The organism is Spongiibacter nanhainus (assembly GCF_016132545.1).
GTDB lineage: Bacteria > Pseudomonadota > Gammaproteobacteria > Pseudomonadales > Spongiibacteraceae > Spongiibacter > Spongiibacter nanhainus.
Genome location: NZ_CP066167.1, coordinates 2484463 through 2509949, shown reverse-complemented (window position 1 = coordinate 2509949; position 25487 = coordinate 2484463). Strand labels below are relative to the sequence as shown.

Here is a 25487-nt window from a genome sequence, read left to right as displayed (position 1 = left end):
CTTTGTGGCCGTCCGGTTTTCCCTTTATGCGCGCGTTTTTCACTCTTCTTCATCGTTACTTTGGTCTTGCGATCGCCGGCTTTCTTATTGTCACCGGCCTCACTGGCGCGGTAATTTCCTGGGACCATGAACTGGATGAGTGGCTGAACCCGCACCTGCTATCGGCGACCGGCGAGGGCACGCCTCGCAGCGCCACCGAGCTGGCCCGAGAGGTGGAGCGGCGCTATCCCGAGGTTCAGGTAACTTACTATGAAATGGCCCATGAACCTGGCCACAGCTATTACTACTGGGTAAGTCCACGGGTGAACCCGGATACCGGAAAGCTCTACCAGCCCGGCTTCAATCAAGTCTATGTCGACCCGGTTAGCGGCGAGGTACTGGGCACCCGTGAGTGGGGGGCAGTGTGGCCCATCACAACAGAAAACTTTATTTCCTTCCTCTACAAACTTCACTTCAGTTTACATATTCCCGAGGTGGCGGGGATTGATCACTGGGGTATTTGGTTACTGGGCATTGTGGCACTGACCTGGACCCTGGACTGTTTTATCGGCTTTTACCTAACCTTGCCCCGTCGTCGTCGCCGCAGCAAGCGAGATAGCGGCAGCTTTTGGCGGCGTTGGCAGCCTGCCTGGAAAGTGCGCTGGCGGGGTGGCAGTCACAAGTTGAATTTTGATCTGCACCGGGCCTTTGGCTTGTGGACCTGGGGGCTATTATTCGTTATCGCCTTTACCGGTTTTTCTCTAAACCTCTACCGGGAAGTGTTTTATCCACTCATGAGCAGTGTGTCCGAAGTCACACCGACGCCAATCGACAGCCGTACACCCTCTGGTCACCATGCACCCATTGAAGCGGATTACGGCTTTGAGCGGGCTATTGCGCTGGCCCGGCAAGCTGGCCTGGAGCGGGGCTGGAATCAGCCGGTGAATAGTTTGTGGCACGCCCGGGAGTACGATGTGTACCGCCTGGAGTTTTTCTCGGCCGAAGAGGGCCACGGCAGCGGCGGCGTGGGTCACAAGGCGGTGTATCTGGATGCCAGTAGCGGTGAAGTCTTGGGTGACTGGCTGCCTTGGCAGGGCACGGCGGCGGACCTGTTTGTACAGGCGCAATTTCCCATGCACTCGGGGCGTATTCTCGGTCTTCCGGGGCGTATTCTGATCTCGGTGATGGGGCTTGTGGTGGCGATGCTGAGTGTCACCGGCATTGTGATCTGGTGGCGCAAGCGCCGCGCCAGACGCATAACGGCGTCCCGGTCTGCACTCAGTTCAGCGGCTCGCCCTGGCGGAAGCTCTGCTTCGGGCGAACTTGGCTAAATCGCTTGGCTGCCGGGTTTAACTGACGATAGCCAGGCGCAGTGCCACCATATCCAGCTGTAGCCTGGCCAAGGCATCGCGCCCCAATTCGCTATAACGATCAAACTCTGCCAGGGCCTCATCGTCGACGGCGGGATTGCGTTCCACCAGGGCTGCCAGTCGCTGCCGCTCCAGGGAGCGTTCAGCCTCCAGGTTTTCGCTAGCCCGCTGCCGCCACTCGTCGAGCCTCTCTGCGGCCAGCTGCTCCGCCATTTTCACCATTTTTGCCAGGGGAGCCCGAACCTCCCGCATCAGCGGCGGTACCATCTTCTTTTTAACGTGATGGCAAAGTGGGTTGAGCTTGGCGTGGGGGACTTTGGCGGCGATATCCCGACCCTTGTTGTCGATCAGCAGACGCAGGGATTGGCCCGGTACGTAGCGCTGTAACTGCAGGCTCGCCGGTGCCTGGGTCGAGGGATTGAAAAAGGCCTCCAGCAATAGGGTACCGGCGGGCAGGCCTTTAACCTGCATGGTGCAAATTGACGCACTGCCGAAATCGCTGCTGAGAATCAGCTCCAGGGCTTCCCGCACCAGTGGGTGCTCCCAGGTGAAAAAGGCCATATCCTCCCGGCTGAGGGCGCGTTGGCGATCAAAGGTGCCGGTAATGCCCTCTTCGGGTAGGTGTCGGAGCAGGTCGCCCACCATGTGCTCGCCGGGGCGTAAAATAATCGCGGCCTCGCTGTGGTCCTCGTGGTCCAGCCCCAGCTGGTCGGCCAGCATCTCCAGGTAATCGGGAAGTGTGTCAGCCTGGGAGGGCGTGGTTAATTCGGCGATTTGCTCAGCGGCTTCCGGTCGACAGGAGTTGAGCTCCAGCAGTTGATTGCGGCCGTCCCTCAGGGATTGCTCCAGGGCCTGGGTCTGCTCTCGGGCAGCGTCCAGTAAGCTGGCAAAACCATCGCCTTCAGGATTCTTTAGGGTATCCAGCAGTGACGAGCGAAATTGCTGAACCACCGCGGACGCGACCGGGCAGGGCGCATTGAATAAACCCAGTGCGTCCCGGTACCAGGCCAGCATGCCCGCCATGGCAGTACCGGTATAGTAGGGAACGTGGATGTTGACGTCGCCGTCTTGACCGATGCGGTCCAGGCGGCCGATACGCTGTTCCAGCAAATCGGCGTCCAGCGGCAGGTCAAACAGAACCAGGTGCTGGGCAAACTGGAAGTTGCGACCTTCGCTGCCGATTTCCGAACAAAGCAGAATCTGTGCGCCGTCTTCCCAGTCGGCAAAGTAGGCGGCGGCTCGGTCCCGCTCCAGCAGGGTCATTTCCTCGTGGAATACACTGCTGGCAAAACCCCGCCGCAGGCGCAGGTAGAGTTCCAGGTCCCGGGCGGTGTCGGCGTGATGACAAATCAGCAGGACTTTTTCGTCACTATTTTGCAGCAGCCATTTTTCCAGCCACTCCACGCGGGGGTCTTCGGCCAGCCAATCCTCACCCAGTACCGTTTCCGGCATCAGTAGCTGATCGGCGTCCAGCTCCGTTGACAGCAGACGGTACTGGGCAGGGGTATCCAGCGGGTGTTCGTGGAGCTGCCGTTGCGGAAAACCGCCCACCGAGTGGCGGCTGTTACGGAACAAGTTGCGCCCAGTGCCAAAGCGATCCAGCAGGGCGTTGATGGCACTCTGTTTGGCGCTCTCATCGCCACTGCGCAGCTCATTGACAGTGTCATCGTCGAGGTAGGCTTGCAGCGATTTCTCAAGTGACGAGGAGGGCGCACCTTCGAGCTGTTGTAATTCGCTGATCAGCTCACTGATCGCGGCATAATCCTGTTGTTCATCCCGAAACTGCTGGAGACTGGGATAGCGGGCGGGATCCAGCAAGCGCAGGCGGGCAAAGTGGCCTTCGATACCGGTATTCTCGGGGGTGGCGGTAAGCAGTAAGACGCTGTTGATGGCTTCGCACAGAGACTCAAGAAAACCATAGGCGGGGTCGGGTTCGCCGTCTTCCTGCCAGTGATAGTGGTGGGCCTCATCGACAATCAGCATATCCCAGCCGGCGTCCAGCAACTGTTTGCGACGGCGGTCTTCATCTAACAGCCAACTGAGCGGGCAGATCAGTAACTGGGTGGTGACAAAGGGGTTGTCCCCGTCCACTTCCAATTCGGCGCAGCGCTCTTCGTCAAAGACTGAAAAATGCAGGTTGAAGCGCCGGCGCATCTCTACCAGCCATTGGTGGACCAGACTGTCAGGCACCACAATCAAGGCGCGTTGTACCCGTTCTTGCAGGGTCAGACGATGCAGAATCAAGCCTGCTTCGATGGTTTTACCCAGGCCCACTTCGTCCGCCAACAGCAGCCGGGGGTGTTCTCGCTTACAGGCCTGTTCGGCAATATAAAACTGGTGGGGCAGGAGCTGTACACGGGGGCCAATCAGGCCGAAGTGCTCACTGGCGACAGCACGGTTGTGAGACTCCAGAGACGCCACACGCAGTGCGTAGCGCCGGTGATGGTCCAGCTGCCCAGCGAGAAGGCGCTCTTTGGCGGTGTGCAGGCTGATAACACTGCTCAGGATTTGCTCTGGGACCGGATGCTGCTCGCCCGCTGCCGACTCGGCCATGTACACCAGACAGCCGCCGTGTTCTTCGATACTGCGGACTGTGAGAGCTGGTTGGTCGGGGACGTCAATTTCGTCGCCTACCTGAAACTGTACCCGCGACAGGGGCGCGGAGTCAGCGGCGTAGGTGCGCTCTTCTTCGGCGGCCGGGAAGGCAATTTGTACGCGGCGGTTTTTAGCTTCGAGAATGATGCCGAGGCCCAGGTCGGGCTCGGGATTGCTGATCCAGCGTTGGCCGGGAATGTAGGTGTTCGACATAGCGACTAAAACACAAACTCTCTGTGCGCGGAGTGGTAAGGGCGTCGTAAGGTGCGCATCTTAGCTCAATACAAGGCTCCTTAACATGACAAACCCGCCCATGCTGCAAATTAGCCATTGATCTGCGCGGCGATAGCAAGCGTAACGTTTTTAAACACCCAGTGTGGAGAGAAGAGCAATGCAGCGATTTATTGTAGAGAGCTACAACGTAGTCATGGACTCCCGCAAGAACCCACTGAGGCATCTGGACCTCGCTTCGCAACACTACGTCATGCAGGTTCTGGCATGGATGTGGAGTATGGTGTTTTCTCTGGCGTTTCTGTCTGTCTTTCACTTCCATTACGTGTGGGGCGCACATGTGCTGATATTTGGCGGTATTTGCTTCACTGTGGGGGTGTTTCGCCGGGCAGAGAAAAAGCAATTGCAGGTGAACAAAGCGGTACAACAACAGTACAGCCGGGCCTCGGCCTGTGCTTGGCAGTTAGACCGGGAAGCCTGAGGCCAAGCACACTGAAGTCGAGCGTCTTGCTCGATTTCCCTGCCTGTGCAAGCTGTGAGTAAGGAGGGAAAGCGGCCTTCGACCAAGGTCGCATGCGGTGGGGGTGAGACTGAGCTAAACTGACCGCCGGTTTAGCGTTTGGGGTCGGCAATGCCCACTTCACAGTGGCTGGTATTGATCGCATTTATCTACGTCGGGCTATTGTTTGCGATAGCCTGGTGGGGCGATCGTCGTCGCGGCGCATGGTCGCCCTGGCAGCCGTTGATTTTCAGTTTGTCCTTGGCGGTATATTGCAGCTCCTGGACCTTCTTTGGTGCGGTGGGACGGGCGGCCAATGAGGGCTGGTCCTACATTGCGATTTACGCCGGCCCCATTGCCGTATTCGTGCTGGCCTGGCCATTTTTGCGACGCTTGTCGGTGGTCGTCGCCCGCAACCGGGTGACCTCCATTGCCGATTTTATCGGCTCCCGCTTTGGCAAGAGCCAATTGCTGGCCGCCCTGGTCACTGCACTCGCCGTAATTGGCACACTTCCCTATATCGCTCTGCAACTCAAGGCAATTGCCCAGGCCTGGATGAGCGCCCAGGCCATGTGGGGGGAGCCGGTCGAGTCCAGTCAGGGCTACAGCAGCTTTTTTGCCGCCTTGATACTGGTGGTATTCACCATCGCTTTTGGTACACGGGTTGCAGAGGAGCGCCATCGCAACAAAGGCTTGATGTCGGCCATTGCGGTGGAGTCGGTGATAAAACTCATGGCCTTTGTCTTGGTGGGGGGATTTGCCTTGTGGGCCCTTTGGGCGCGCAGTCAGCAGGGGCTGGCCATCGAGATGGGCAGATTACTGGAGGCGCCTGAGCCCGTCAGTTTTATCACACAAATGGTGTTGGCGGCGGCGGCGATCGTGTGTTTGCCGCGGCAATTTCACGTGATGAACGTGGAACATCACAACCGCCGCGGGCTGCGAATGGCACGTTGGCTGTTTCCTCTGTATCTACTGCTGTTCTGCGCCTTCATTGTTCCAATCACCATGCTGGGTCAGAGTGTGTTCCCCCAGCAACTGTCTAACGCAGACATGTTTGTGGTCTCGCTGCCGGCGCAATCTGGTCTTGAGCCGCTGGCGGTGATTGCCGTGTTGGGTGGTCTGTCGGCGGCCACCGGCATGGTGATCGTCGCCTGTCTGACCCTGTCGATCATGGTGTGTAATGAGTGGATGGTGCCGCTGTGGCAGCGTTTTCGGCGGGAAAACAGTATCAACGCCGCCTGGCTGCAACGGGTGCGGCGAGGTGCCATTCTCGCGGTCCTGCTGACTGGCTGGTTGCTGGAGCGGCAGCTCACCGGCCAGGGCGGTTTGGCGTCTTTGGGGCTGCTGTCATTTGCCGCCGCTGCCCAATTGATGCCCGCTGTGGTGGCGGCGGTCTATTGGCGACGTGCCCACGCCCGGGGTGTTCTGGCCGGGCTGACCATCGGCGGAGCGCTGTGGTTTTACTGTTTGTTGTTGCCGGCACTGTTGCCCGATGGGCACCACTTGTTGATTGACGGGCCCTTTGGGCTGTCCTGGCTTGCTCCGGAACAGTTGTTTGGCCTTTCCTTTGCTGACTCCTTGAGTCACGGCGTATTTTGGAGTCTGTCTGCCAACACTCTGGCCTTGATCCTGTTTAGCTCCGCAAGTCGCTTCCGTGCCATCGATTTGCGCCAGGCGCGAAGATTCACCCAGTTAAACTGGCAACATGCGGCCCGCCGCGGAGATCTGGAAACGGTCAACGTGGAGGCCTGGCAACTGCGGCGCTTATTGGAGCCCCTGCTGGGGGAAAGTCGCCTGCACAGCTTGTGGCAACGGTTTGAGCGCCGCCTGGGCCACCGTTTGCTGTATAACGATCTGATGCCTCGGTTTGCAGTAAAAGAAGCGGAGGAGGCATTGGCATCCATCGTCGGCGCGGTCTCGGCTCACCGCACCATAGAACTGCTGCGTCGCAAAAAACCCCTGCAATTGGAAGAGTTTGTTGGTCTGCTGGGCAACACTTCCCGGGATATCCAATTCAGTCACGACTTACTGCAAGTGACTTTGGAAACGGTTCCCCAGGGTATTAGCGTGGTGGATGCAGAGCTCAACTTGGTGGCCTGGAATCAGCGCTACAGCGAGTTGTTCGATTTTCCAGAGCGCCTGTTGTATGTCGGCTGCCCGATAGCGCGGATATACCAATACAACGCTGAGCGAGGTTATCTGCAGGATGCCTCTAACGATGTGGACGCAGCCATCGATAAACGGCTTAAGTTATTACAGGACGCTATGCCCTATCGGCTGGAGCGGGCCCTGCCCAATGGTCGGGTCATCGAGATCTGCGGCATTCCTCTTGCCCGCGGCGGCTACGTCACAACCTACACCGATATATCTGATATGCGGCAGATGTTGGATGAACTGGAAAACGCCAAGGCGCAGTTGGAAGAGCGGGTTGCCGAGCGCACTGCAAGCCTGGCGGCAGCGAATCAATCTCTGGAAGAAGAGAATCGGGCAAGGGCAAAGATAGAGCGTGAACTGCAGCTGGTGTACAACAGCAAGAGCCGCTTTCTCGCCACCGCCAGCCACGACCTTTTGCAGCCTATCAACGCGGCGAGACTCTTTACCGCGGCACTAGCGAGCCGGGTGGCAGACAGCCCCTTAGCCAGCGATGTCAGTCATATCGACAACGCGCTTTCCGGCGCGGAGAGTTTGATCACGTCACTGCGTGAAATTGCCCGGCTGGACTCCGGCAAAATGCAGGTCAATCGCGAGAACTTTGCATTGCAGCCACTCTTGCAGGCCGTGGTTAAGGAGTTTCAGGCCGAGGTGGATCGCAGCGATGTGGTGCTGCGCTTAGTACCCTGTTCGCTGTGGGTGAACAGTGACCCCCAGCTACTGCGGCGGATTCTGCAAAACCTGCTTGGCAATGTGCTTCGCTATACCCGGCAGGGCAAGGTAGTGCTGGGCTGCCGGCGGCGAGGCTCGGTGTTGCAGATTCAGGTGTGGGACAACGGCCCCGGTATCGCAGAAAAGGATCGGGAGCGCATCTTTGCCGAATTTGAGCGGGGCAGCAGCGCTGCTGAAGAGGGCGGCGAGAATGGTTTGGGCCTGGGGCTGTCTATCGTTCAGCGTATTGGCAGTTTGTTGGGTCACGAGGTGTCTGTGGCCTCTACGTTGGGGGCCGGCAGCGTGTTCAGCGTCACTGTGCCAGTGGTACCAGCGGCAGTGAAGCCATTAGCTGAAAATGACGATCCGCTGCAATCTGATCTCGCCGGTATGCGGGTGCTTTGCATCGACAACGAGGCGGCGATTCGAGCGGGTATGCGCTGGCCTTGCTGGGGGAATGGCAATGCGATGTGGTTTCCGCCGCATCTCTCGGGGATGCGCTGTCCCGTTGGAAGGAGCGGCCAGCACCGGATGTGGTGCTGGTTGATTACCACCTGGACAATGGTGAGACCGGACTGGACGTGCTTCAAGCCTTGACTTACCACTGGGGTAAACCTCTTCCGGCGGTGGTGATCAGTGCCGACAATGGCGATGAGCTGCGGCAGCGGGTTCAGAATCTGGGCTATCGCTTTTTACCCAAGCCTGTTAAACCCGCCGCCTTGAGAGGCCTGATTCGCAAATTGTGGCTGCAATCAGCCTAGGGCTTATTCTTTTACGGTCCAAGTCGGTAGGCCGTCGGCCCCTAAACTCACTGAGCCCTCCACACCAATGGCTGAGCGGTCCTCATTCAGCAGGGTGTTCAGGCTGGCACTGTCACTGGCTTCTACCCGGGCGAAGGTTCTTTGCGAGTTATCTGGGCTGCGCAATACCACGATGCCCTGGCTGGGGCTGCCGTCGCGCTCAAACTGGATCGTGTAAGCCTCGACGATTGCCGGCCCCTGGTAATCAGTGTTGACCTCGGGCAGCGGTGCCGCTGCAGCGTCGGTTTGAGCTTGGACCGAGTAGTCCTCATCCAATGGGGATGTCCCGGGGCGTGTGCTGAGCACCAGCGTGTGGTGCTTGGTGACAAACCCGCCCTGACCGTAGAGCAGGCCCAGTTCGCCGGGCTCAGCGCGCAGGGCGCGCACCATGGCGCAAGTCGCATGGCTCATATAGTTGTTGAGGGGGCCGCCAAAGAAGGTGAGGCCGCCGGCGACGGTGGGCTTGATGTCGGGGTTACCAAGCACCTCCTGGGCCATTTTAGGCACCACGGGAAAGCAGCTGTAGAGCTCCATGTGTCGGAAGCGCTTGGCATCGCCACCAGCTATCTCCACCGCTTTGTTCAGCACCGCCGCCTGCGCGGTACTGCGATCGTAGCGGTCACGGTATAAGAAATTGTCAGCTTCGGCTGCGGCAGCTCCGCCGTGGAGATAGATCAACTGTTCTTCAGGCACCCCGGCGGCCCGCGCCGTTGCCAAGCTGGTGACTATTACCGTGGCAGACTGGTTGACCGAGGGGTTGGCCACCATCAACTTGGGATAGGGCCAGGAAATAATGCGGTTGCTCTCGGTCACGGTGCCGATGTCCTCGGCTGAGGGGCGGTGGCGCAGCCAGGCATAGGGGTTGTCGGCAGCGACATCGGCAAACTCGGCCCAGAGTTCAGCGGATTGCTGATTGGCCTGTACCGGGTTCTGCCCCCGCCGGCCCTGTAACGCGGTTTCGTAGAGCGGATAGAGGTGAGACGGGTCCCGTACGCCAATATTGCGGACCACCTGGCTGAGGTCGATGCGATCGTTGGCAAAGCGATAGGCCTTGTCCTTGGGGGCCGGTGGTGTCCAGTCCAGGGGCGTCTTAGCTTTCATCGCCTTGCCGACGGCGTTCATGGATTCGCCGCCAATGACGGCCGCCGCCTTGATTTCGCCCCGAGTGATCGCCAGTGCGGCTTCGTGGATAAGTCGCAGTGGCGTTTCCCCCCCGTAACTGGTGTTGCGCTGGCAGGCGGGGCTGATATTGAGCATTTCACAGACTCGGCCCACGGGATTTTCGTAGGGCCAACTGATCAAGGCGATCAGGTCGATAGTGTCGATCTGCTCCAGCAGCTTGCCGCCGCCATCAGCATTGGCCGCCTCCAGGGCTCGGGCCATTGATGCCGCGGGCTCCAGGGCATGAGCCGGCTCGGCGGGGCGGTCGGTGTATTCGCCAATCGCAGCAATAACAGGAGTGGTTTCCGGGGTGCTGGAGGTGCTTGAATTCATGGTGTTATGGTCTCCCAAAGGGGCTAATTCGGGGCAATAATGCAGCGCGAAGTGTAGTGGATATTGTTATTTAATTGAATAGTTAACTAAAATAGCCCGTGGCTATCGACAACAGATGACGCGCGCCGCCAGTTACGGCTGGGGAGTGCCTTACTACAATTGTAGGATGATCGAAGGTCGAAGACAGCCTATAACGTGAACAGTCGACCAATACATAGACTCAAGCACAAATAATCGAAAACCACTTCAACTGAGGTAAATCCATGGCCCAAACATTCTCCATGACAATCAATGGTCGCGCGCACCAGGCCGAGCAAATGATGGACGTGGTCAATCCCGCCACGGGCGATGTCTTTGCCCAGGCGCCCAGAGCCACCCAGGCCGATCTAGACGCAGCAGTGGCGGCGGCACAGCAGGCCTTTCCGAAGTGGCGGGCTGTCCCCTATGAAGAGCGCGCCGCGTTGATGCTGAAAGCGGGTGACGCGATTCTGGCCAATGCCGAAGAGCTGACCGAGCTGTTCACCGCCGAGCAGGGTCGTCCTCTGACCCTGGCCAAAGAGGAAATTCTCGGCGCCGGTATGTGGTTTAAGGGGATGGCACAATTTTCCATGCCAGCCGAGGTGGTAGAAGACACCGATGAGCGCCGGGTAGAAGTGCACAGAGAGCCCATCGGAGTAGTGTGTGGCATTGTGCCGTGGAATTTTCCGGTGCTGTTGGCCTCTTGGAAGATGTCTCACGCGCTGTTGGCCGGCAATACCATGGTCCTTAAGCCCTCGCCCTATACGCCGCTGACCAGTCTTCGCGTTGGCCAGATCCTCAACAAGGTGTTGCCCGAGGGTGTCCTCAACGTGATCTCCGGCGGAGACGAGCTGGGGCCAATGATGACCGCTCACCCAGGCTTTGCCAAAATTTCCTTCACTGGGTCCACCGCAACCGGCAAGCGCATCATGGAGGCAGCCGCCAAGGACCTGAAGCGTATCACCCTGGAGCTGGGCGGTAACGACGCCTGTATCGTGCTGCCAGATGTCAATGTTGATGAGGTAGCGCAGAAGTTGTTTATGGGTGCCTTCTTCAACACCGCGCAGGTGTGTGTGGCAACCAAGCGGCTCTATATCCACGACAGCATTTACGATGAACTGAAAGAAAAACTGCACGGCTTGGCTCAGGTGATGAAGGTGGGTAACGGCGCCGAGGCCGACAGTATCTTCGGCCCCCTCCAGAACAAGCCACAGTTTGAGCGGGTCAAAGCGATGATGGCTGGCGCCAAAGACAGAGGGCTGACTCTACTGGAAGGCGGTCCCGTGCCAGACCGTGGTTACTTTTTGCCACTGACCTTGGTAGACAATCCCCCCGAGGACGATCCGGTCGTGGTGGAAGAGGCCTTTGGTCCCTTGCTTCCTCTGCTGCGCTACAGTGATGTGGATGAGGTCATCGAACGGGCCAACAACAGCGAGTACGGCCTTGCCGGCGCAGTGTGGTCCTCCGATATCGACAAGGCCATGGCCGTGGCCAAGCGCCTTGATACCGGTACTGTGTGGATTAATCAAAACCTGCAAACCACGCCCAACACCCCTCTGGGTGGGCACAAACACTCTGGTATTGGTGTAGAAAACGGCCGCGATGGACTGATGGAGTTCACCCAGCCAAAAACGATCTTTATCCCCAAAGTCTAAGCCATGCGGGGCCCTCGGCCCTCTCGTCACCGCTCAGGACCCCGGTTCAGGCTCTCCCTCCCGATCTCGGGGCGCATCGTCGCCCCGAGTTTTCAGTGCATTCGTCTCTCCACCCAGCGGCCCCTGTCATGGGGCTTTTAGCGGGCGGGTATGCTAATTGCTTCAAATTATGCAAGAAAGTTGAGGCGTCTTAGGTATCCATACACGGCCGATGTGAGCGCTGTCAGAAAGTGATAGCGTAAGAGGCAAGCCGGCGTGCTCGCGGCGCATTTCATCGATTTCGAGAGGGGGACAGTGGTGACACACGCCAAACTGGAGGAAGTGACCGCCCGCGTGGTGGCACGCAGCGAAACCACTCGACAGGCCTATTTGGAGAAAATTCGCGGTGCCCACCGACCGGGGGTGTCTCGCAGCCATCTTTCCTGCGGCAATCTGGCCCACGGTTTTGCCGCCTCTGATGCCGATGAAAAAGCCACCCTGGCGGTGGACAGGGCCGCTAATTTTGCCATTGTCTCGGCCTATAATGACATGCTCTCGGCTCATCAGCCTTTCAAAGGCTACCCAGACCAGATCAAGCGGGCAGCTCGGCAATTGGGCGCCGTGGCGCAGTTTGCCGGCGGCGTACCCGCCATGTGTGATGGTGTCACCCAGGGCCGCGAGGGGATGGAATTATCCTTGTTCAGTCGCGACACTATCGCTATGGCGACGGCGGTAGCGCTGTCCCACGATATGTTCGATGGCATGTTGTGCCTGGGAGTGTGCGACAAAATCGTGCCGGGCTTGGCCATTGGCGCCCTGGCCTTTGGGCATCTTCCCTGTGTATTTGTGCCGGCGGGGCCCATGGAGTCGGGCTTGCCCAATGCCGAGAAAGGCCGCATCCGCCAGCTGTATGCCGAGGGTAAAGTGGGCCGCAAAGAGTTGCTGGAGGCAGAGAGCCAGTCCTATCACAGCCCCGGCACCTGTACGTTTTACGGTACGGCCAACAGTAATCAGATGCTGATGGAGATCATGGGCCTGCAGTTGCCCGGTAGCTCCTTCGTTAACCCCGGTACACCGCTGCGTGAGGCCTTGACCGAGGCCGCGGTGGCGCGGCTTAACGCCATATCCCCCTTGTCTGGAGATTTTCTGCCGATGGGGGAGATGATCAACGAAAAAAGCATTATCAATGGCATTGTCGGCCTGCTGGCTACTGGCGGCTCCACCAACCACACCATTCATCTGATTGCCATTGCCCGGGCCGCTGGAGTGATCATTAACTGGCAGGATATGGCGGAACTGTCAGAAGTGGTGCCATTGTTGTGCCGAATCTATCCCAACGGCTCTGCCGATGTGAATCACTTCCAAGCCGCCGGCGGCATGGCGCTGCTAATCCGTGAATTGCTCGATGCCGGGCTGCTCCACGATGACGTGGCGACGGTAGCCGGTGAGGGTGGCCTGGCGCGCTACTGTGAGGAACCCTTTCTTGAGGGACGCGACATCGATTGGCGGCCGGGGCCGGATAAAAGCCTGGACCCTGAGGTATTGGCAGCTAAAGCGGCGCCTTTCAGTGCCCATGGCGGCCTCAACCTTTTAACTGGCAATCTGGGCCGGGCCGTGATCAAGACCTCTGCAGTCAAGCCCGAGCACCGCGTGGTGCGAGCGCCGGCGGTGATTTTTGAAGACCAAAATGAGGTTAAGGCGCGTTTTGATGCCGGTGAGCTGGATCGGGATTTTATAGCGGTGGTGCGCTTCCAGGGGCCTAAAGCCAACGGCATGCCGGAGCTGCACAAGCTGACGCCGGTGCTTGGTGTGCTTCAGGATCGCGGCTTTAAGGTGGCGTTAGTCACCGATGGCCGGATGTCCGGGGCATCCGGCAAAGTTCCCGCGGCGATTCATCTGACACCGGAGGCGTTGGACGGCGGCCCCATCGCTAAGCTCCGCGATGGCGACATGATTGAGCTCAATGCGCCCGAAGGGGTGCTGCGGATAGAAGACGAGTCGGTGCTGGATCGGCCGGTGGCCAACTATGCCGGCGGCCACCAGTCGGGGATGGGACGAGAACTGTTTGCAGGTTTTCGTCAGCTGGTGAACAGTGCAGAAGAGGGCGCATCGGTACTGGGCAGCTAGCGCAGATATCGATTGGTAAACCGGCAGCGAAACGAGACTAAGGGTTAAATTGTATGTCCGAGCCATTTGATATTGTGATCTTCGGCGGTGCCGGAGACCTGGCATTTAGAAAAATACTACCGGCCTTGTATCGGGCATTTCGCGAGGACAAATTGCCCCAGGGCTCCAGGATTGTGCCGTGCTGCCGCAACCCAAAAGACGTCGGCAGCTACCATCAACAGGCACTGGCAGGACTGCAAACCCACCTCTCAGGCGCCGAGTACGATCAGGACGTCGCGCTGGACTTCGGCACTTGCATTATGCCAATGGAGGTGGATATCAGCGCTCCCGGTACACACTGGACAGAGCTTGCCGCATTGATAAATAGCGAGGCGGAGCGGGTGCGGGTTTATTACTTGGCGATTCCACCCACCATCTTCGGCGCCTGTTGTCAGCGGCTCAATGAAAGCGGGCTGATCAGCCCGCAAAGCCGCGTTGTGGTGGAAAAACCGCTGGGTTACGACGCCGCCTCGGCCCAGGCGATCAACGATGAAATCGCCCAATATTTTGATGAGTCGGCCATCTACCGCATTGACCACTATCTGGGTAAAGAGACCGTCCAGAATCTGATGGCGCTGCGGTTTACCAACGTGATATTCGAGCATCTTTGGGATGCCAAATCCATTGATCATGTGCAGATCAGTATCTCCGAAACCGTCGGTTTGGAAGGGCGAGCCGGATTTTATAACGAGGCTGGTGCGCTGCGAGATATGGTACAAAACCACCTGCTGCAATTGTTGTGTCTGGTGGCGATGGAATCGCCCCATAAAATGCGCGCCAATAGCATTCGCGCCGAGAAGGTCAAAGTATTGGAGGCGCTGCGCCCCATGTCGGGTGGCGACGTGGCCGCCAATACAGTGCGGGGGCAGTATGTGGCGGGCAATCAGGATGGCAAACTGGTAGCGGGCTATCTCGAGGAACTGGAGCAGGCGGGCAGCCACACCGAGACCTTTGTGGCGCTGCGGGCCTATATTGATAACTGGCGCTGGGCGCGAGTGCCATTTTATTTGCGCACCGGCAAGCGAATGAAGCAGCGCAGCGCGGAAATCGTTATTCAGTACAAGTGTGTGTCACACCGAGTCTACGGCGCGGAGGCCGGGCCGCTGACGCCAAACCGTTTGATTATCCGCCTGCAACCGGACGAGAGTATCCAGCTGGTGATGATGTCCAAGGACCTTAATACCCTGGATATGGAGTTACAGCCGGCAACGTTAAACCTCAATTTTTCGGAGTCGGCTAGCCGGGTTAAAAGTGACGCCTACAAACGTTTGATTCTAGACGTTGTGGCAGCCAACCACAGCCTGTTTATTCACCGCGATGAGGTGGAGCACGCCTGGGCTTGGATCGACCCCATTATTGAAGCCTGGCAGGCCGCTGATCAGTCTCCCCATCTTTATCGAGCCGGGACCTGGGGGCCTCCAGAATCCGATGAATTGTTGGCGGAGGATGGCTTTCGCTGGTACAACTCGGGTGAGCACCAATGAGTGCGGTCCGGGAACAATTTTATCAAGACCGGGAATGCCTGGTGACCGCGCTGTCAGATGAGCTGGCGGCGGTGCTGGAAAAGGCGATAGCCGATCGCGGTGAGGCCTGCCTGTTGGTTTCGGGCGGCAGCACTCCCAAGCCGGTATATCGGGCGCTGGCATCCCGGCCACTGGACTGGAGTAAGGTCACTGTGGCCCTGGTAGACGAGCGCTGGGTCGATGCCGATCACCCCGCCAGCAACGAACAGTTTATCCGTGAGAATCTACTGATTGAGGGGGCTGCGGCAGCCAAGTTTGTTGCCATGAAGACCTCTGCAGCGACGGCGGTGCTGGGTTTACCGGAGTGTCTGGCCCGCTATGGCGCTTTGCCACTGCAGCCCGATCTATGTGTGCTAGGTATGGGGCTGGACGGTCATACTGCGTCCTTGTTCCCCCATGCCAGCGGCCTGGACAGTGGACTGGCCGCAGGGGCAGATCGCTGTGTTGCCATCACCGCTCAGCAAAGTGAGGTGACCGGGCCGCATACCGAGCGCATGACCTTGTCAGTGGCGGCGATACTGGCCTGTCGCCACATTGTGCTATTGATCACCGGTGATGAGAAGCTGGCGGTCTACCGCCAGGCCTTGTCGGGTCCAGACGCGCGGGAAATGCCAGTGCGTGCGGTATTGCGGCAATCTCAGACTCCGGTGTCGGTGTATTGGTCTCCTTAGGGCCAGCCGGGACGCTAACACCTGTATCAGGGTAATTACCACTGCCCATCTCGCTATCTTTGTGGATAGTCTCTAAAGCTGTAGACGACATTGCGGCCAACTGTGGCGCAATGGAGGAGCAGCGATAATGAAAAACGTTTTGTTAATGGCCTCAACCCTTGCCTCAATCTCGATGGCAATGGCTTTTACCCTGAGCGCCGCATATGCCAACGAAGATATCATCGTGGAAGAGGGCGCGGTGGAGTGTCTTGAGTGGGATGTGGAAACACTGCCCGCCCATGCCAACCGTTCAGGCTGTCCTTGGTATAAGCACGATAAGGTTTCTACCCGCTTTGTAGTGAAGAACCACTGTCCCACCCGGGTTAGCGGTGTGTTTACCTATTTTCGCGAAAACCTGGAGCGGGAAGCGGTAATGACCGTGCAGGCCTTTGCGGTAGGACCGGGACGCACAGAGGAAGTGGCCAACCCCTGTAACATGTCCGACGAGTGGTCCTACCACATCTCCCGTATTTCCTATTAATACTATGGCGTATTAAAACTACGTATTAGCGCAGCGGAAAGCGCTCTGGCGGCATACCCATCACGCTATCGGTACTGCTGTCCATGGCGCTGGCATGGCCTCGGGTCCGGGGCAACAAACGGCGGAAGTAGAAATCCGCCGTTTCCAGCTTGGCGCGATAGAAGTCGCTGTCGCTGGGGTTTTTCTCCAGTGCTTCGGCGGCGACTTCCGCCATCCGCGACCAGTAGTAGGCCATGGACAGGTAACCGCTAATCATCAAGAAATCGTAGGAAGCCGCGCTAACGGCGTCCCGGTTGCGGGAGGCACGGGCCAGCATCTTCACGGTTTTCCAGTTCCAGCCCAAGGTATAGCACAGCAGTGAGGCGCCATAGCCGCGGCGCTTACCTTTAAACAGTGAGCGAAGCCCCTGGGCGTACAGTTTTTTGCTGAAGGCGGCGTAGAGTTTAAAGCCGTCCAGCACCACCTTGCGGCCGATCAAATCCAGTGCCTGAATGCCGGTGGTGCCTTCGTACATGGTGGCGATCCGCGCATCCCGGTAGATCTGTTCCATACCGTGCTCGGCAATGTAACCGTGACCGCCAAATACCTGCATGGCGTTGCTGGCGGATTCCAGACCCGTCTCTGTGAGAAAGGCCTTGAGAATCGGGGTTAAAAAGCCCAGTTCGTTTTCCGCGGCGTCGCGCTCGGCCTCAGTGGGCGCAAACAGCATGTGGTCGGCGTAGATGGCGGCGTCGTAGATCATCGCCCGACCGCCCTCGGCAAAGGCCCGGGCGGTAAGCAGCATGCGCCGTACATCGGCGTGGTGGATAATGGCATCGCCCGCTTTATCGCGGTTCTTGGTGCCAGACAGCGCCCGCATGGAGTAGCGCTCCATGGCGTAAGGCCAGGCATTTTGGTAGGCCAGCTCGGAAGCTGCCAAACCTTGGATGGCGGTGCCCACTCGGGCGGTATTCATAAAGGTGAACATCGCCGCCAGGCCTTCGTTCTTCTCACCCAGCATGTAGCCGGTGGCATTGTCGAAGTTAATGACGCAGGTCGCGTTGGCGTGGATCCCCATCTTGTGTTCGATGCTGCCGCAGCTTACGCCATTGCGGGAGCCGATTTCGCCGTCCTCGCCCGGCAGGAACTTGGGCACAATAAACAGCGAGATACCTTTGGTGCCCTCGGGGGCATCGGGGGTTCTGGCCAATACGATGTGGACGATGTTGTCGGTGAGATCGTGCTCGCCAGCAGAGATAAAGATCTTGGTGCCGTTAAGGCGATAGCTGCCGTCGTCCTGCAACTCGGCGCGGGTTTTCATCTGGCCCAGGTCGCTGCCGCAGTGGGCCTCGGTCAGGCACATGGTGCCGGTCCATTCGCCGCTGCACAGTTTGCCCAGGTAAGTCTGTTTCTGCTCCTCGTCGCCGTGCACGTAGAGGGTGTTCATGGCGCCGAGGCTCAGGCCGGGGTACATGCCCCAGGCCCAGTTGGCAGTGCCCACCAGCTCGGACTTAATCAGGCCCAGCGACATGGGCAAACCTTGGCCGCCGTACTCAGCGGGGTGTGACAAACCCTGCCAACCCCCTTCCACCCACATTTTGTAGGCTTCTTTAAAGCCATCGGGAGTGGTGACCTCGCCGTCTTGCCATGTGCAACCCTGTTGGTCGCCGCTCTGGTTTAAGGGCGAGAGCACCTCTTCGGCAAACTTTGCGGCTTCGCCGATGATGGCATCCACCATATCCGGGGTGGCGTCTTCTCCGCAGGGCAAGCTGCGGTAGTGGCCGGCGTAATCCAACAGCTCGTTGGTAACAAAGTCGATATCGCGGCGCGGTGCAGTGTATTGAGTCATGGTATTCGGTCCCTGGGCTTTGAATAAGCAAGATGGAGCATAGAGAATTCCGCACAGCGGCGAATTGGCCCAGCCAAGAAATCGACGATGACGCGTGAGCCAATGCGGCAGATGTCGCGGTTTACTTGAGCCGAGGCAGGTGTAGGGGGATACTGAGGGCTGTAATGCCAGTTTTGGGAAGCGCGTCAGTCATGCAGGTAGATTTCTCATTGTGCCTTCAGCGTCACCCGGCCCCGGCAGGGGGCTACGTGGCCCAGTTAACGCTGAATCTCCCCAAACAGCTCAATGCGCTGACGCCAGAGATGGTGGAGATGCTGTATCTGCATCTCTGTCAGTTGCGGGACGATCCGGAAGCGGTTGCGGTTTTTTTGGAAGGTGCCGGGCACAGAGCCTTTTGCACTGGCGCGGATGCCCGGCGGATGCTGGCCTCTGCTATGGCCAACCCCGGTGGTGCCGCAGTGGAGGCCGAGGCTTTCCTGGCCCGGGAATACGCCTGTTTTCATTTGATTCACTCCTTTCCCAAACCGGTGGTGGTATGGGGGCATGGTTTGGTGATGGGCGCGGGGGTCGGATTGATGGCCGGGGCCAGTCACCGCATCGTCACCGAGAGCAGCCGCCTGTCCATGCCCGAAATTACGATTGGCTTTCTGCCCAATGCTGGTGCCAGTTGGTATCTAGCGCAAATGCCGGGCAAGACCGGTCTGTTTAGCGCTCTCACCGCGGCTCCCCTGGACGCCGCCGATGCCCTCTACGCCGGGCTGGCGGATTACTGCCTGGCTGACGACAGTCGCGGGGCGGTCCTGAGAAGCCTCATTGGTTTGCCCTGGGGCGACTGTCCGCAGGAAAATGGCGAGCGCTTGACTGACCATTTGACCGACCTGGAAGCCGAGCACGGCATTTGTTTGGATGCCGCCCAGCTTAAGATGCATCGGGCGTGGATTGACGACAGCAGTACATCGCTGGATGCAGGAACCATCGCCAGACAGTTACAGCGCAGCGCGCAGCGCAGCCCTTGGGCAAGTGCGGCGCTGGAGAGTATGGGCAGGGGAGCGGCAAGCAGTGCCAAGCTGATCGTGGCGCAACTGCAAAACGTCGAGGCACTGGGGCTAAAGGAAGTGTTCCGCTTGGAGCTGGTGTTGGCCGCCAATCGGCTTCGAGATCCTGAATTTGCCGAGGGCGTGAGGGCGCGATTGATCGACAAACACCGGGCCCCCAACTGGTGCTACCGCAGTATTGGCGAGGTGCCTGATCAGGAAATTCAGGCGCTGTTTGTGGCGCCCTGGGAGCAGCACCCCCTGGATGAAATCCTTTAAGTCAGGGAGCAGTCCTGTCTCAGCGTCATTAGGCTTTGCGCCGCAAGGCTATAGCAATGCGTCCAACTGCTTGCCGAGTTCGGGCCGCTCAGCCCCCACCTGTTTTGCCGCAGTCGCCAGAATTCTGTCGGCTGATACCGGCCCTACCGCTTCACACAGCACCACGTAAAACTGGTTCAACACCTTGCGCAGCATCGATTTGGGTGCATCGTACAGTAGCAGCGGGGCACTGGGCTGGCTCAGCCAGTGTTGCAGACTCTCAGTGATTCGGGCGGGCATATCGCTTTTGCGAAGGGCCGAGAAAAACTCCAACCGCTGTTTGTGCTGTTGGCCATCGGGCAGCAGCGCCATCATTGCCGAGAGCAGTGCGCCAAAGGCCACGCTGTAAGCGTGGTCGGCCTCGGCAGCGGGGCCGGGCTTGTTATTTGGTAGCGATGAGCCCGGGTCGGCCAGTAGTTCCTGCTCGGGTTGGGCCATGGTCTGCAACAGCTGGCGCAATATGGTGCTGCGCTTGGTCTTGAGTTCGGCGTCGCGACAGATATCGGCGACAAAACGCTGCAGGGCGAGGCTGGGCTGGTCGGCGTATTGGGCCTCCCAATGACGAATGGCCAGCTGTAGGCGATCGTCGGATAGGAAGGGCTTGAGCCCGGTGTAAATCGCCCGGCGTCGATGACTGAGACTCATGCTACTCATCGGCCGAGGTCCATATTGCTCACCCGGTCAGCGGTGTAGGCGGTGTTACTGGTGGGGAATTCCGGATAGCCGATTTCGGCGTGTTCACTAAGATCGAGACCGCGCTGCTCGTGCTGGCTGGGCGCCCGCAGGCCCAGTGCCATGTCGATAATAAAGTACATCAGTAGCGCCGTGGTAAACGTCCAGGCGAAACAGGCGCCGATGCCGATCAACTGAACAATGATTTGCTGGCTATCAAACATATTGCCAGTGACAAATATCCCCGCCGCCAGCGTGCCCCAGGCACCGGCAATGCCGTGGGCCGCCACCGCGCCCACCACATCGTCGAGACGGAATCGCAGCATGGCGCGAGCGCCCAGGCTGCAGACAATGCCGCCGATAAAACCCGTCAAGAGGGCGTAGGCCGGGAGCATTGAGGCGCAGCCAGCAGTAATCGCCACCAGGCCGGCAATGCTGCCGTTGACGGTTTCAGTTAGCAGGATGGGTTTGCGCATGGCAATGGCCAGCAACATGCTACCGGCGGCACCGGCCGCGGCAGCAAGTTGGGTGTTGAGGTTGATCAGGCCAATGTCTTCCGAGGCGGCGAGGGTGGAGCCGCCGTTAAAACCGAACCAGCCAAACCACAGGATAAAGCCCCCCAGTGCCACCAGAGTGAGGTTGTGACCACGAATTTCCCGGGGCTTGCCATCCGGGTCAAAGCGTCCTAAACGCGGGCCCAGCACCACAATACCGGCCAGCGCCGTCCAGGCCCCCACAGAGTGGACTACGGTAGAACCGGCAAAATCGATAAAGCCCATCTTGGCCAGCCAGCCGCCACTGTTCCACACCCAGCTGCCGAAAATCGGATAAATTGCCGCGGTGACCACAATGGCGCCAATCAGGTAGGCATCAAAGCGGGTGCGTTCCGCCATAGCGCCACTGGCAATGGTGACCGCGGTAGCGGCAAACATGGTCTGGAATAATAAACTGCCGTAGAGGCTGGGCTCTTCGGCACCGGGCATAAACAAGTCGGTGCCAAACCAGCCGCTGGGGTTGGTGCCGAACATCAAGCCGTAACCAATGGCCCAAAACACCAGGGTGCCGATGCACACATCCATGTAGTTTTTCATCACCACATTGAGGGCGTTTTTACTGCGGGACATTCCCGATTCCAACAGGGCAAAACCTGCCTGCATAAGAAATACCAGCGCGCTGGCGGCAGCCAGCCAAACCATATCGCTGGCGGCCTGGGGAGTAGTGTCTGCCATAGCTGTTGCGGGCAGCAGCAACAAAGCAACAGCGAAGTAGGTGATTTTCATAGGGTCTCCAATAGCGCGCCGCACCAGCAGCGTTGGTTTTGCCCGCAATGCCTTTTTCATTGCGTTTATGCCGCGATTCCATGCATATCGGGGCAAACTATCGGCAATCCTTTGCTTATGGCATGCAGAGCAACTGTTGTGCCAGAGCACTTGTGCTGCCCTGGTGTGCAGGAGTGGGTAGCCGTAAAAGACGCCCCTTGGCCCCATGATTGGAGGATCGGCAGGCTTTTGAAGTCGCTACATGGAGGTCGCCCGATGACGGCGTGCCAATTAATGGTGCGGCGGTGTGCCCGTCAGTAGTGCAGGGAGCCATTGGGGTGGGAGGCCTTGTAAAGCGCCCTTAGAGTGAGAGCCGAATAATAGCTTCCGCCGATCAAGCACATCGGAAGATTCTACTTTTTAATTAAATGATAAGCATTATCATTAATGCATATGTCGGCATGGTGCCGAAACAGGAGCAGGATCCATGAAAAAAACCTTCAGCTTTGCCCTTATGCACTTCAGCGTCGCTTTTGGTGTGGCCTACATCCTAACTGGCAGTGTGGTTGTCGGTGGGCTGGTGGCGCTGGTCGAGCCGGCGGTGAATACCGTGGCCTTCTATTTCCATGAGCGGCTGTGGCAGCGCTTAGAGACTCGCACCCTGCGACTCTCCGATAGCGCGGATGTTGCTATCGACGCTTCTCGATCTACTCCATTAGTTGCTTGATCAGAGCGATGACCAGGGAGAGCCCCACCAGCGGCAGAATCCAGCGGCTCATGCGCTGCGTCTGCTCGGGAGTAGGGCGGGGAGCGAAGCGCTCCACCATCGGGACAATAACCAGCAGGGCCACAAATAGTACGGCTAAGATTGTGAGCAAATTGGCCATGACGCCCCCATCCAAACGTAAAAGGTGAAACGAGGGCGTCAGTGTAACAAGTTTGCGACTGCTGTCAGCGTTTGACGATCACAGAGGATCCGTGACCAAACAGCCCCTGGTTGGCAGTGATGCCCACCTTGGCGTTATCCACCTGGCGTCCGTCGGCCTGGCCGCGCAGCTGCCAGGTTAACTCGCATACTTGCGCCAATGCCTGGGCGGGGACAGCCTCGCCAAAGCATGCCAGACCGCCAGAGGGGTTGACCGGCAACTTGCCGCCCAGTGTGGTATCGCCGGCGCGCAGCATTTGCGCCGCCTCACCCCGGGGGCATAGGCCCAGGTCCTCAATCCAGTCCAGCTCCAGGGCGGAGGACAGGTCGTACACTTCCGCCAGATCGATGTCCTCGGGCCCGATGCCGGCCTGCTCGTAGGCGGCCTTGGGCAGTTCCGAGCGGAAGCTGTGGGCGGTGATTCCGGCGGCTGCGGCCGAGTCGGTGGCGATGTCTGGCATTTCCACGACGGCGCTGGCGTAAGTGGGGGTACTGGTGGAGATGCCTGCCACCCGCACCGCGTCGCCCCGGCCCATGCGCTTGGCGTAATCCATGCTCGAGACGATCATCGCCGCACCGCCGTCCGAGGTGGCGCAGATCTGAAACAGCCGCAGTGGGTCAGCCACCATGGCCGAGTTCATCACGTCTTCCATGCTGAATTTTTTGCGGTAGCGGGCATTGGGGTTGGCAAAGCCGTGCTGGGCATTCTTCACCTTGACCTGGCTGAAGTCCTCCTCGGTGTCGCCGTACAGGTCCATACGGCGGCGGGCGTAGAGGGCAAAGTAGCTGGGGTTGGTGATACCCAGGTAAAAGCGCACCCAATCCGGGTCTTCGGGGCGATAACCTTTGGCCGGGGCCAGAAAGCCTTTGGGTGTGGTATCGGCGCCCACCACCAGTGCTACTTCACATTCACCAGCCAGTATTTTGGCTCGGGCTGCAGCCAAAGCCTGAGAGCCGGACGCGCAGGCGGCGTAGGAGGTATTCACCTGGGCACCTTGCCAGCCCAGGGCCTGGGCAAAGGTCGCGCCGGCAACATAGCCGGGGTAACCGCAGCGCATGGTGGCGGCACCGGAGACAAACTGCACGTCCTGCCAGGGCACTTCGGCATCCTTTAATGCGGCTCGAGCGGCGTGAACGCCGTATTCTACAAAGTTGTGGCCCCACTTCCCCCAGGGGTGCATGCCGACTCCCAGAATGGCGATGTCGTTACTCATGATGCCGCCTCCGCTGGGTTGGTGTTGACTGGCTGCCACTTCCAAATCACTTTATCGACGCCGTCTTCCTGGTGGAGTGTCTCCAGGACCAGTTCGACATCCTGGCCCACTTTGAGCTGATCGGTATCGATACCTTTAACTACCTGTCCCATCACGATCATTTGTTCTTTTTCCAGCTCCACTGCGGCGATAGCAAAAGGCTCGAAAGGGTCGTCCGCTACAAAGGGCTCAGGCGGTTTGTAGCAGGCATTGGTATAAGACCAAATTTTGCCGTGGCGACTGAGTGGGACCTCTTCAAAATCACTGCTGTCGCATTGCGGGTTGCGGCAGTAGCTCAGGGTCTTGGGGAAGTAATAGCTGCCGCATTCGGTGCAGCGGCTCCCCAGCAATTGCGGTTGGCTGTGGTCCAGGGTATACCAGCCGTCGATCGCGGCCTGGACATCGCCCTGTTGACCGGGCGCAGCGGTGCCTTCAGTCATTGTTATTCTCCATAACATCAGTAGCTTGCATGATCGCAGCGGCGCCGGTTTGAGCCAATCGTCTATATGAGGGAGCGGGGTGGACATTGGCTGACTGCTAATGTCATCCGGGTGACGAGTTTTGCAATTGTGGGCCATCGGGGTCCCTCTAAGATGAGGGGCAATAACAGCCAACGGCAAAACGCGAGAGGCAGCGAATGAAAGTCGAGTTTACCCCGCAACAGGATGCACTGCGCAAGGAATTGCGTGAGTACTTTGCGGCCATGATGACCCCAGAACTCAAGGCCGAGTGCGACGAAAACCTGGGCGAGGGCGGTGGCCCGCTGTGGCGGGAGGCGCTGCGGCAAATGGGCCGGGACGGCTGGATTGGCGTGGGTTGGCCCACCGAGCTAGGCGGTCGAGGCATGAGCCCGCTGGAGCAGTTTATTTTTGTCGAGGAAGTGATGCGGGCCGGCTATCCCTTCCCGTTTCTGACCACTGAGTCGGTCGGACCGCAATTGGCGGAGCACGGCAACGAATGGCAAAAACGCGAGATCGTTCCCAAGATTCTGTCCGGTGACTGCCTGATTGCGATTGGCTATTCGGAACCCAGTGCCGGCACCGACCTGGCAAGTCTTAAAACCTCAGCGGTTCGCGACAGCGATGGCTGGGTGATCAATGGCCAAAAGATGTGGACCAGCCTGGCGCACTTCTCCGACTACGTGTGGCTGGCCTGCCGCACCGATCCAGATGCCGCCAAACCTCACAAGGGCATCTCGATGTTTCTGGTGCCCACCAGTGACCCGGGCTGGAGTTGTAGCCCAGTGGTGACGTTGGGTGGTGTTCGCACCAACGCGACTTACTACGACAATATCCGCGTTGGCGACGATGCCTTGGTGGGAGAGTTGAACAAGGGCTGGAAGCTGATCACCAGCCAACTCAATCGGGAGCGTCTGAGTCTGGTGAACTTCGGCCCCACCGCAGAGCTGTTTAACGCCGTGGTGCGCTGGGCCACAGAGACCCCGTCTGCCAGCGGCGGTCGGGTTATCGATGAGCCCTGGATTCAGTTCAACCTGGCCAAGGTCCGTGTCGGCGTCGAGGCCCTGAAGTTGGTGTGTTACAAGCAGGCCTGGGCGATGACAGAGGGGCAGCTGGATATGGCGGATGCCTCCGCTGCCAAAGTGTACGGCTCGGAGTTCTTTATTGAGGCCTATCGGCTGTTGGGTGAAGTGATTGGCCAGGCCTCGGTGATCAACCGCCGCACCGAAGGCGCCGACCCCATTGCCTCGCGCCTTGAGCGTTTGTATCGGACCGCCTCTATCATCACATTTGGTGGCGGCACCAATGAGATTCAACGAGACATTATTTCTGCGGCGGGGCTGTGGATGCCCCGGGCGGCGCGCTAGGAGATATCACT

General features: G+C 58.9%; 20 protein-coding genes. 12 read left to right on the top strand and 8 right to left on the bottom strand.

What is annotated here, in order from left to right; all coding sequences use genetic code 11:
• Positions 1–26 precede the first annotated feature (26 nt).
• Positions 27–1310, top strand: coding sequence for a PepSY-associated TM helix domain-containing protein (locus tag I6N98_RS11520; RefSeq protein WP_198568510.1), 1284 nt, complete (start codon positions 27–29; stop codon positions 1308–1310).
• An 18-nt stretch (positions 1311–1328) separates the two neighbouring features.
• On the opposite strand, the gene rapA is transcribed toward I6N98_RS11520, so the two are convergent.
• On the bottom strand, positions 1329–4157 hold the full coding sequence (gene rapA / locus I6N98_RS11515) for an RNA polymerase-associated protein RapA (protein ID WP_198568509.1): 2829 nt from the start codon (positions 4155–4157) through the stop codon (positions 1329–1331).
• A gap of 178 nt (positions 4158–4335) precedes the next feature.
• On the opposite strand from rapA, the gene I6N98_RS11510 reads away from it, so the two are divergent.
• The 3 genes from I6N98_RS11510 (at position 4336) to I6N98_RS18630 (ending at position 8297) form a co-directional block, all read left to right on the top strand.
• Complete coding sequence (locus tag I6N98_RS11510; RefSeq protein ID WP_198568508.1) at positions 4336–4656, top strand: hypothetical protein; 321 nt, start codon at positions 4336–4338, stop codon at positions 4654–4656.
• Between the two features lie 150 nt (positions 4657–4806).
• Positions 4807–8133 (top strand): sensor histidine kinase, encoded by a 3327-nt coding sequence (locus tag I6N98_RS11505; protein WP_232787319.1) that lies wholly within the window; start codon positions 4807–4809, stop codon positions 8131–8133.
• Positions 8037–8297: a response regulator gene (locus tag I6N98_RS18630; protein ID WP_232787621.1), complete on the top strand. Its 261-nt coding sequence runs from the start codon at positions 8037–8039 to the stop codon at positions 8295–8297. The genes I6N98_RS11505 and I6N98_RS18630 overlap by 97 nt, the downstream gene beginning before the upstream one ends.
• Before the next feature lie 3 nt (positions 8298–8300).
• Here the strand turns inward: I6N98_RS18630 and I6N98_RS11500 are convergent, their stop codons facing one another.
• Positions 8301–9830: an acetyl-CoA acetyltransferase gene (locus I6N98_RS11500; protein ID WP_198568507.1), complete on the bottom strand. Its 1530-nt coding sequence runs from the start codon at positions 9828–9830 to the stop codon at positions 8301–8303.
• 263 nt (positions 9831–10093) lie between these two features.
• Between I6N98_RS11500 and I6N98_RS11495 the strand changes: the two genes are divergently transcribed.
• The 5 genes from I6N98_RS11495 (at position 10094) to I6N98_RS11475 (ending at position 16362) form a co-directional block, all read left to right on the top strand.
• On the top strand, positions 10094–11503 hold the full coding sequence (locus tag I6N98_RS11495; RefSeq protein WP_198568506.1) for an aldehyde dehydrogenase family protein: 1410 nt from the start codon (positions 10094–10096) through the stop codon (positions 11501–11503).
• 297 nt (positions 11504–11800) lie between these two features.
• Positions 11801–13609 carry a phosphogluconate dehydratase gene (gene edd, locus I6N98_RS11490; protein ID WP_198568505.1) on the top strand — a complete coding sequence of 603 codons (1809 nt, stop codon included), beginning with the start codon at positions 11801–11803 and terminating at the stop codon, positions 13607–13609.
• A gap of 53 nt (positions 13610–13662) precedes the next feature.
• On the top strand, positions 13663–15132 hold the full coding sequence (gene zwf, locus I6N98_RS11485) for a glucose-6-phosphate dehydrogenase (protein WP_198568504.1): 1470 nt from the start codon (positions 13663–13665) through the stop codon (positions 15130–15132).
• Complete coding sequence (pgl, locus tag I6N98_RS11480; protein ID WP_198568503.1) at positions 15129–15842, top strand: 6-phosphogluconolactonase; 714 nt, start codon at positions 15129–15131, stop codon at positions 15840–15842. Before zwf ends, pgl begins: the two co-directional genes overlap by 4 nt.
• Before the next feature lie 127 nt (positions 15843–15969).
• Positions 15970–16362, top strand: coding sequence for a hypothetical protein (locus tag I6N98_RS11475; RefSeq protein WP_198568502.1), 393 nt, complete (start codon positions 15970–15972; stop codon positions 16360–16362).
• A 25-nt stretch (positions 16363–16387) separates the two neighbouring features.
• On the opposite strand, the gene I6N98_RS11470 is transcribed toward I6N98_RS11475, so the two are convergent.
• Positions 16388–18190: an acyl-CoA dehydrogenase C-terminal domain-containing protein gene (locus I6N98_RS11470; protein WP_198568501.1), complete on the bottom strand. Its 1803-nt coding sequence runs from the start codon at positions 18188–18190 to the stop codon at positions 16388–16390.
• A 191-nt stretch (positions 18191–18381) separates the two neighbouring features.
• Here I6N98_RS11470 and I6N98_RS11465 point away from each other — a divergent pair, with 191 nt between their 5' ends.
• Positions 18382–19503 (top strand): enoyl-CoA hydratase/isomerase family protein, encoded by a 1122-nt coding sequence (locus I6N98_RS11465; RefSeq protein WP_232787318.1) that lies wholly within the window; start codon positions 18382–18384, stop codon positions 19501–19503.
• A 48-nt stretch (positions 19504–19551) separates the two neighbouring features.
• Here I6N98_RS11465 and I6N98_RS11460 read toward each other — a convergent pair whose 3' ends face one another.
• Together I6N98_RS11460 and I6N98_RS11455 are read right to left on the bottom strand one after the other, a co-directional pair.
• The gene (locus I6N98_RS11460) at positions 19552–20196 is read right to left on the bottom strand and encodes a hypothetical protein (RefSeq protein WP_198568499.1); all 645 of its coding nucleotides are present in this window, start codon (positions 20194–20196) and stop codon (positions 19552–19554) included.
• Positions 20193–21494, bottom strand: a complete 1302-nt coding sequence (locus tag I6N98_RS11455; RefSeq protein ID WP_198568498.1) for an ammonium transporter — start codon at positions 21492–21494, stop codon at positions 20193–20195. Before I6N98_RS11455 ends, I6N98_RS11460 begins: the two co-directional genes overlap by 4 nt.
• Positions 21495–21960: 466 nt before the next feature.
• Here I6N98_RS11455 and I6N98_RS11450 point away from each other — a divergent pair, with 466 nt between their 5' ends.
• Positions 21961–22200 (top strand): DUF2061 domain-containing protein, encoded by a 240-nt coding sequence (locus I6N98_RS11450; RefSeq protein ID WP_198568497.1) that lies wholly within the window; start codon positions 21961–21963, stop codon positions 22198–22200.
• On the opposite strand, the gene I6N98_RS11445 is transcribed toward I6N98_RS11450, so the two are convergent.
• The 3 genes from I6N98_RS11445 to I6N98_RS11435 all read right to left on the bottom strand — a co-directional run bounded on the left by I6N98_RS11445 (position 22181) and on the right by I6N98_RS11435 (position 24091).
• On the bottom strand, positions 22181–22360 hold the full coding sequence (locus I6N98_RS11445) for a hypothetical protein (protein WP_198568496.1): 180 nt from the start codon (positions 22358–22360) through the stop codon (positions 22181–22183). The two genes, I6N98_RS11450 and I6N98_RS11445, sit on opposite strands and share 20 nt — an antisense overlap.
• A 64-nt stretch (positions 22361–22424) precedes the next feature.
• Complete coding sequence (locus I6N98_RS11440; protein ID WP_198568495.1) at positions 22425–23612, bottom strand: lipid-transfer protein; 1188 nt, start codon at positions 23610–23612, stop codon at positions 22425–22427.
• Positions 23609–24091 carry a Zn-ribbon domain-containing OB-fold protein gene (locus I6N98_RS11435; protein WP_198568494.1) on the bottom strand — a complete coding sequence of 161 codons (483 nt, stop codon included), beginning with the start codon at positions 24089–24091 and terminating at the stop codon, positions 23609–23611. Before I6N98_RS11435 ends, I6N98_RS11440 begins: the two co-directional genes overlap by 4 nt.
• 197 nt (positions 24092–24288) lie before the next feature.
• Here I6N98_RS11435 and I6N98_RS11430 point away from each other — a divergent pair, with 197 nt between their 5' ends.
• Positions 24289–25476 (top strand): acyl-CoA dehydrogenase family protein, encoded by a 1188-nt coding sequence (locus I6N98_RS11430; protein ID WP_198568493.1) that lies wholly within the window; start codon positions 24289–24291, stop codon positions 25474–25476.
• The last annotated feature ends 11 nt before the right edge of the window (positions 25477–25487 follow it).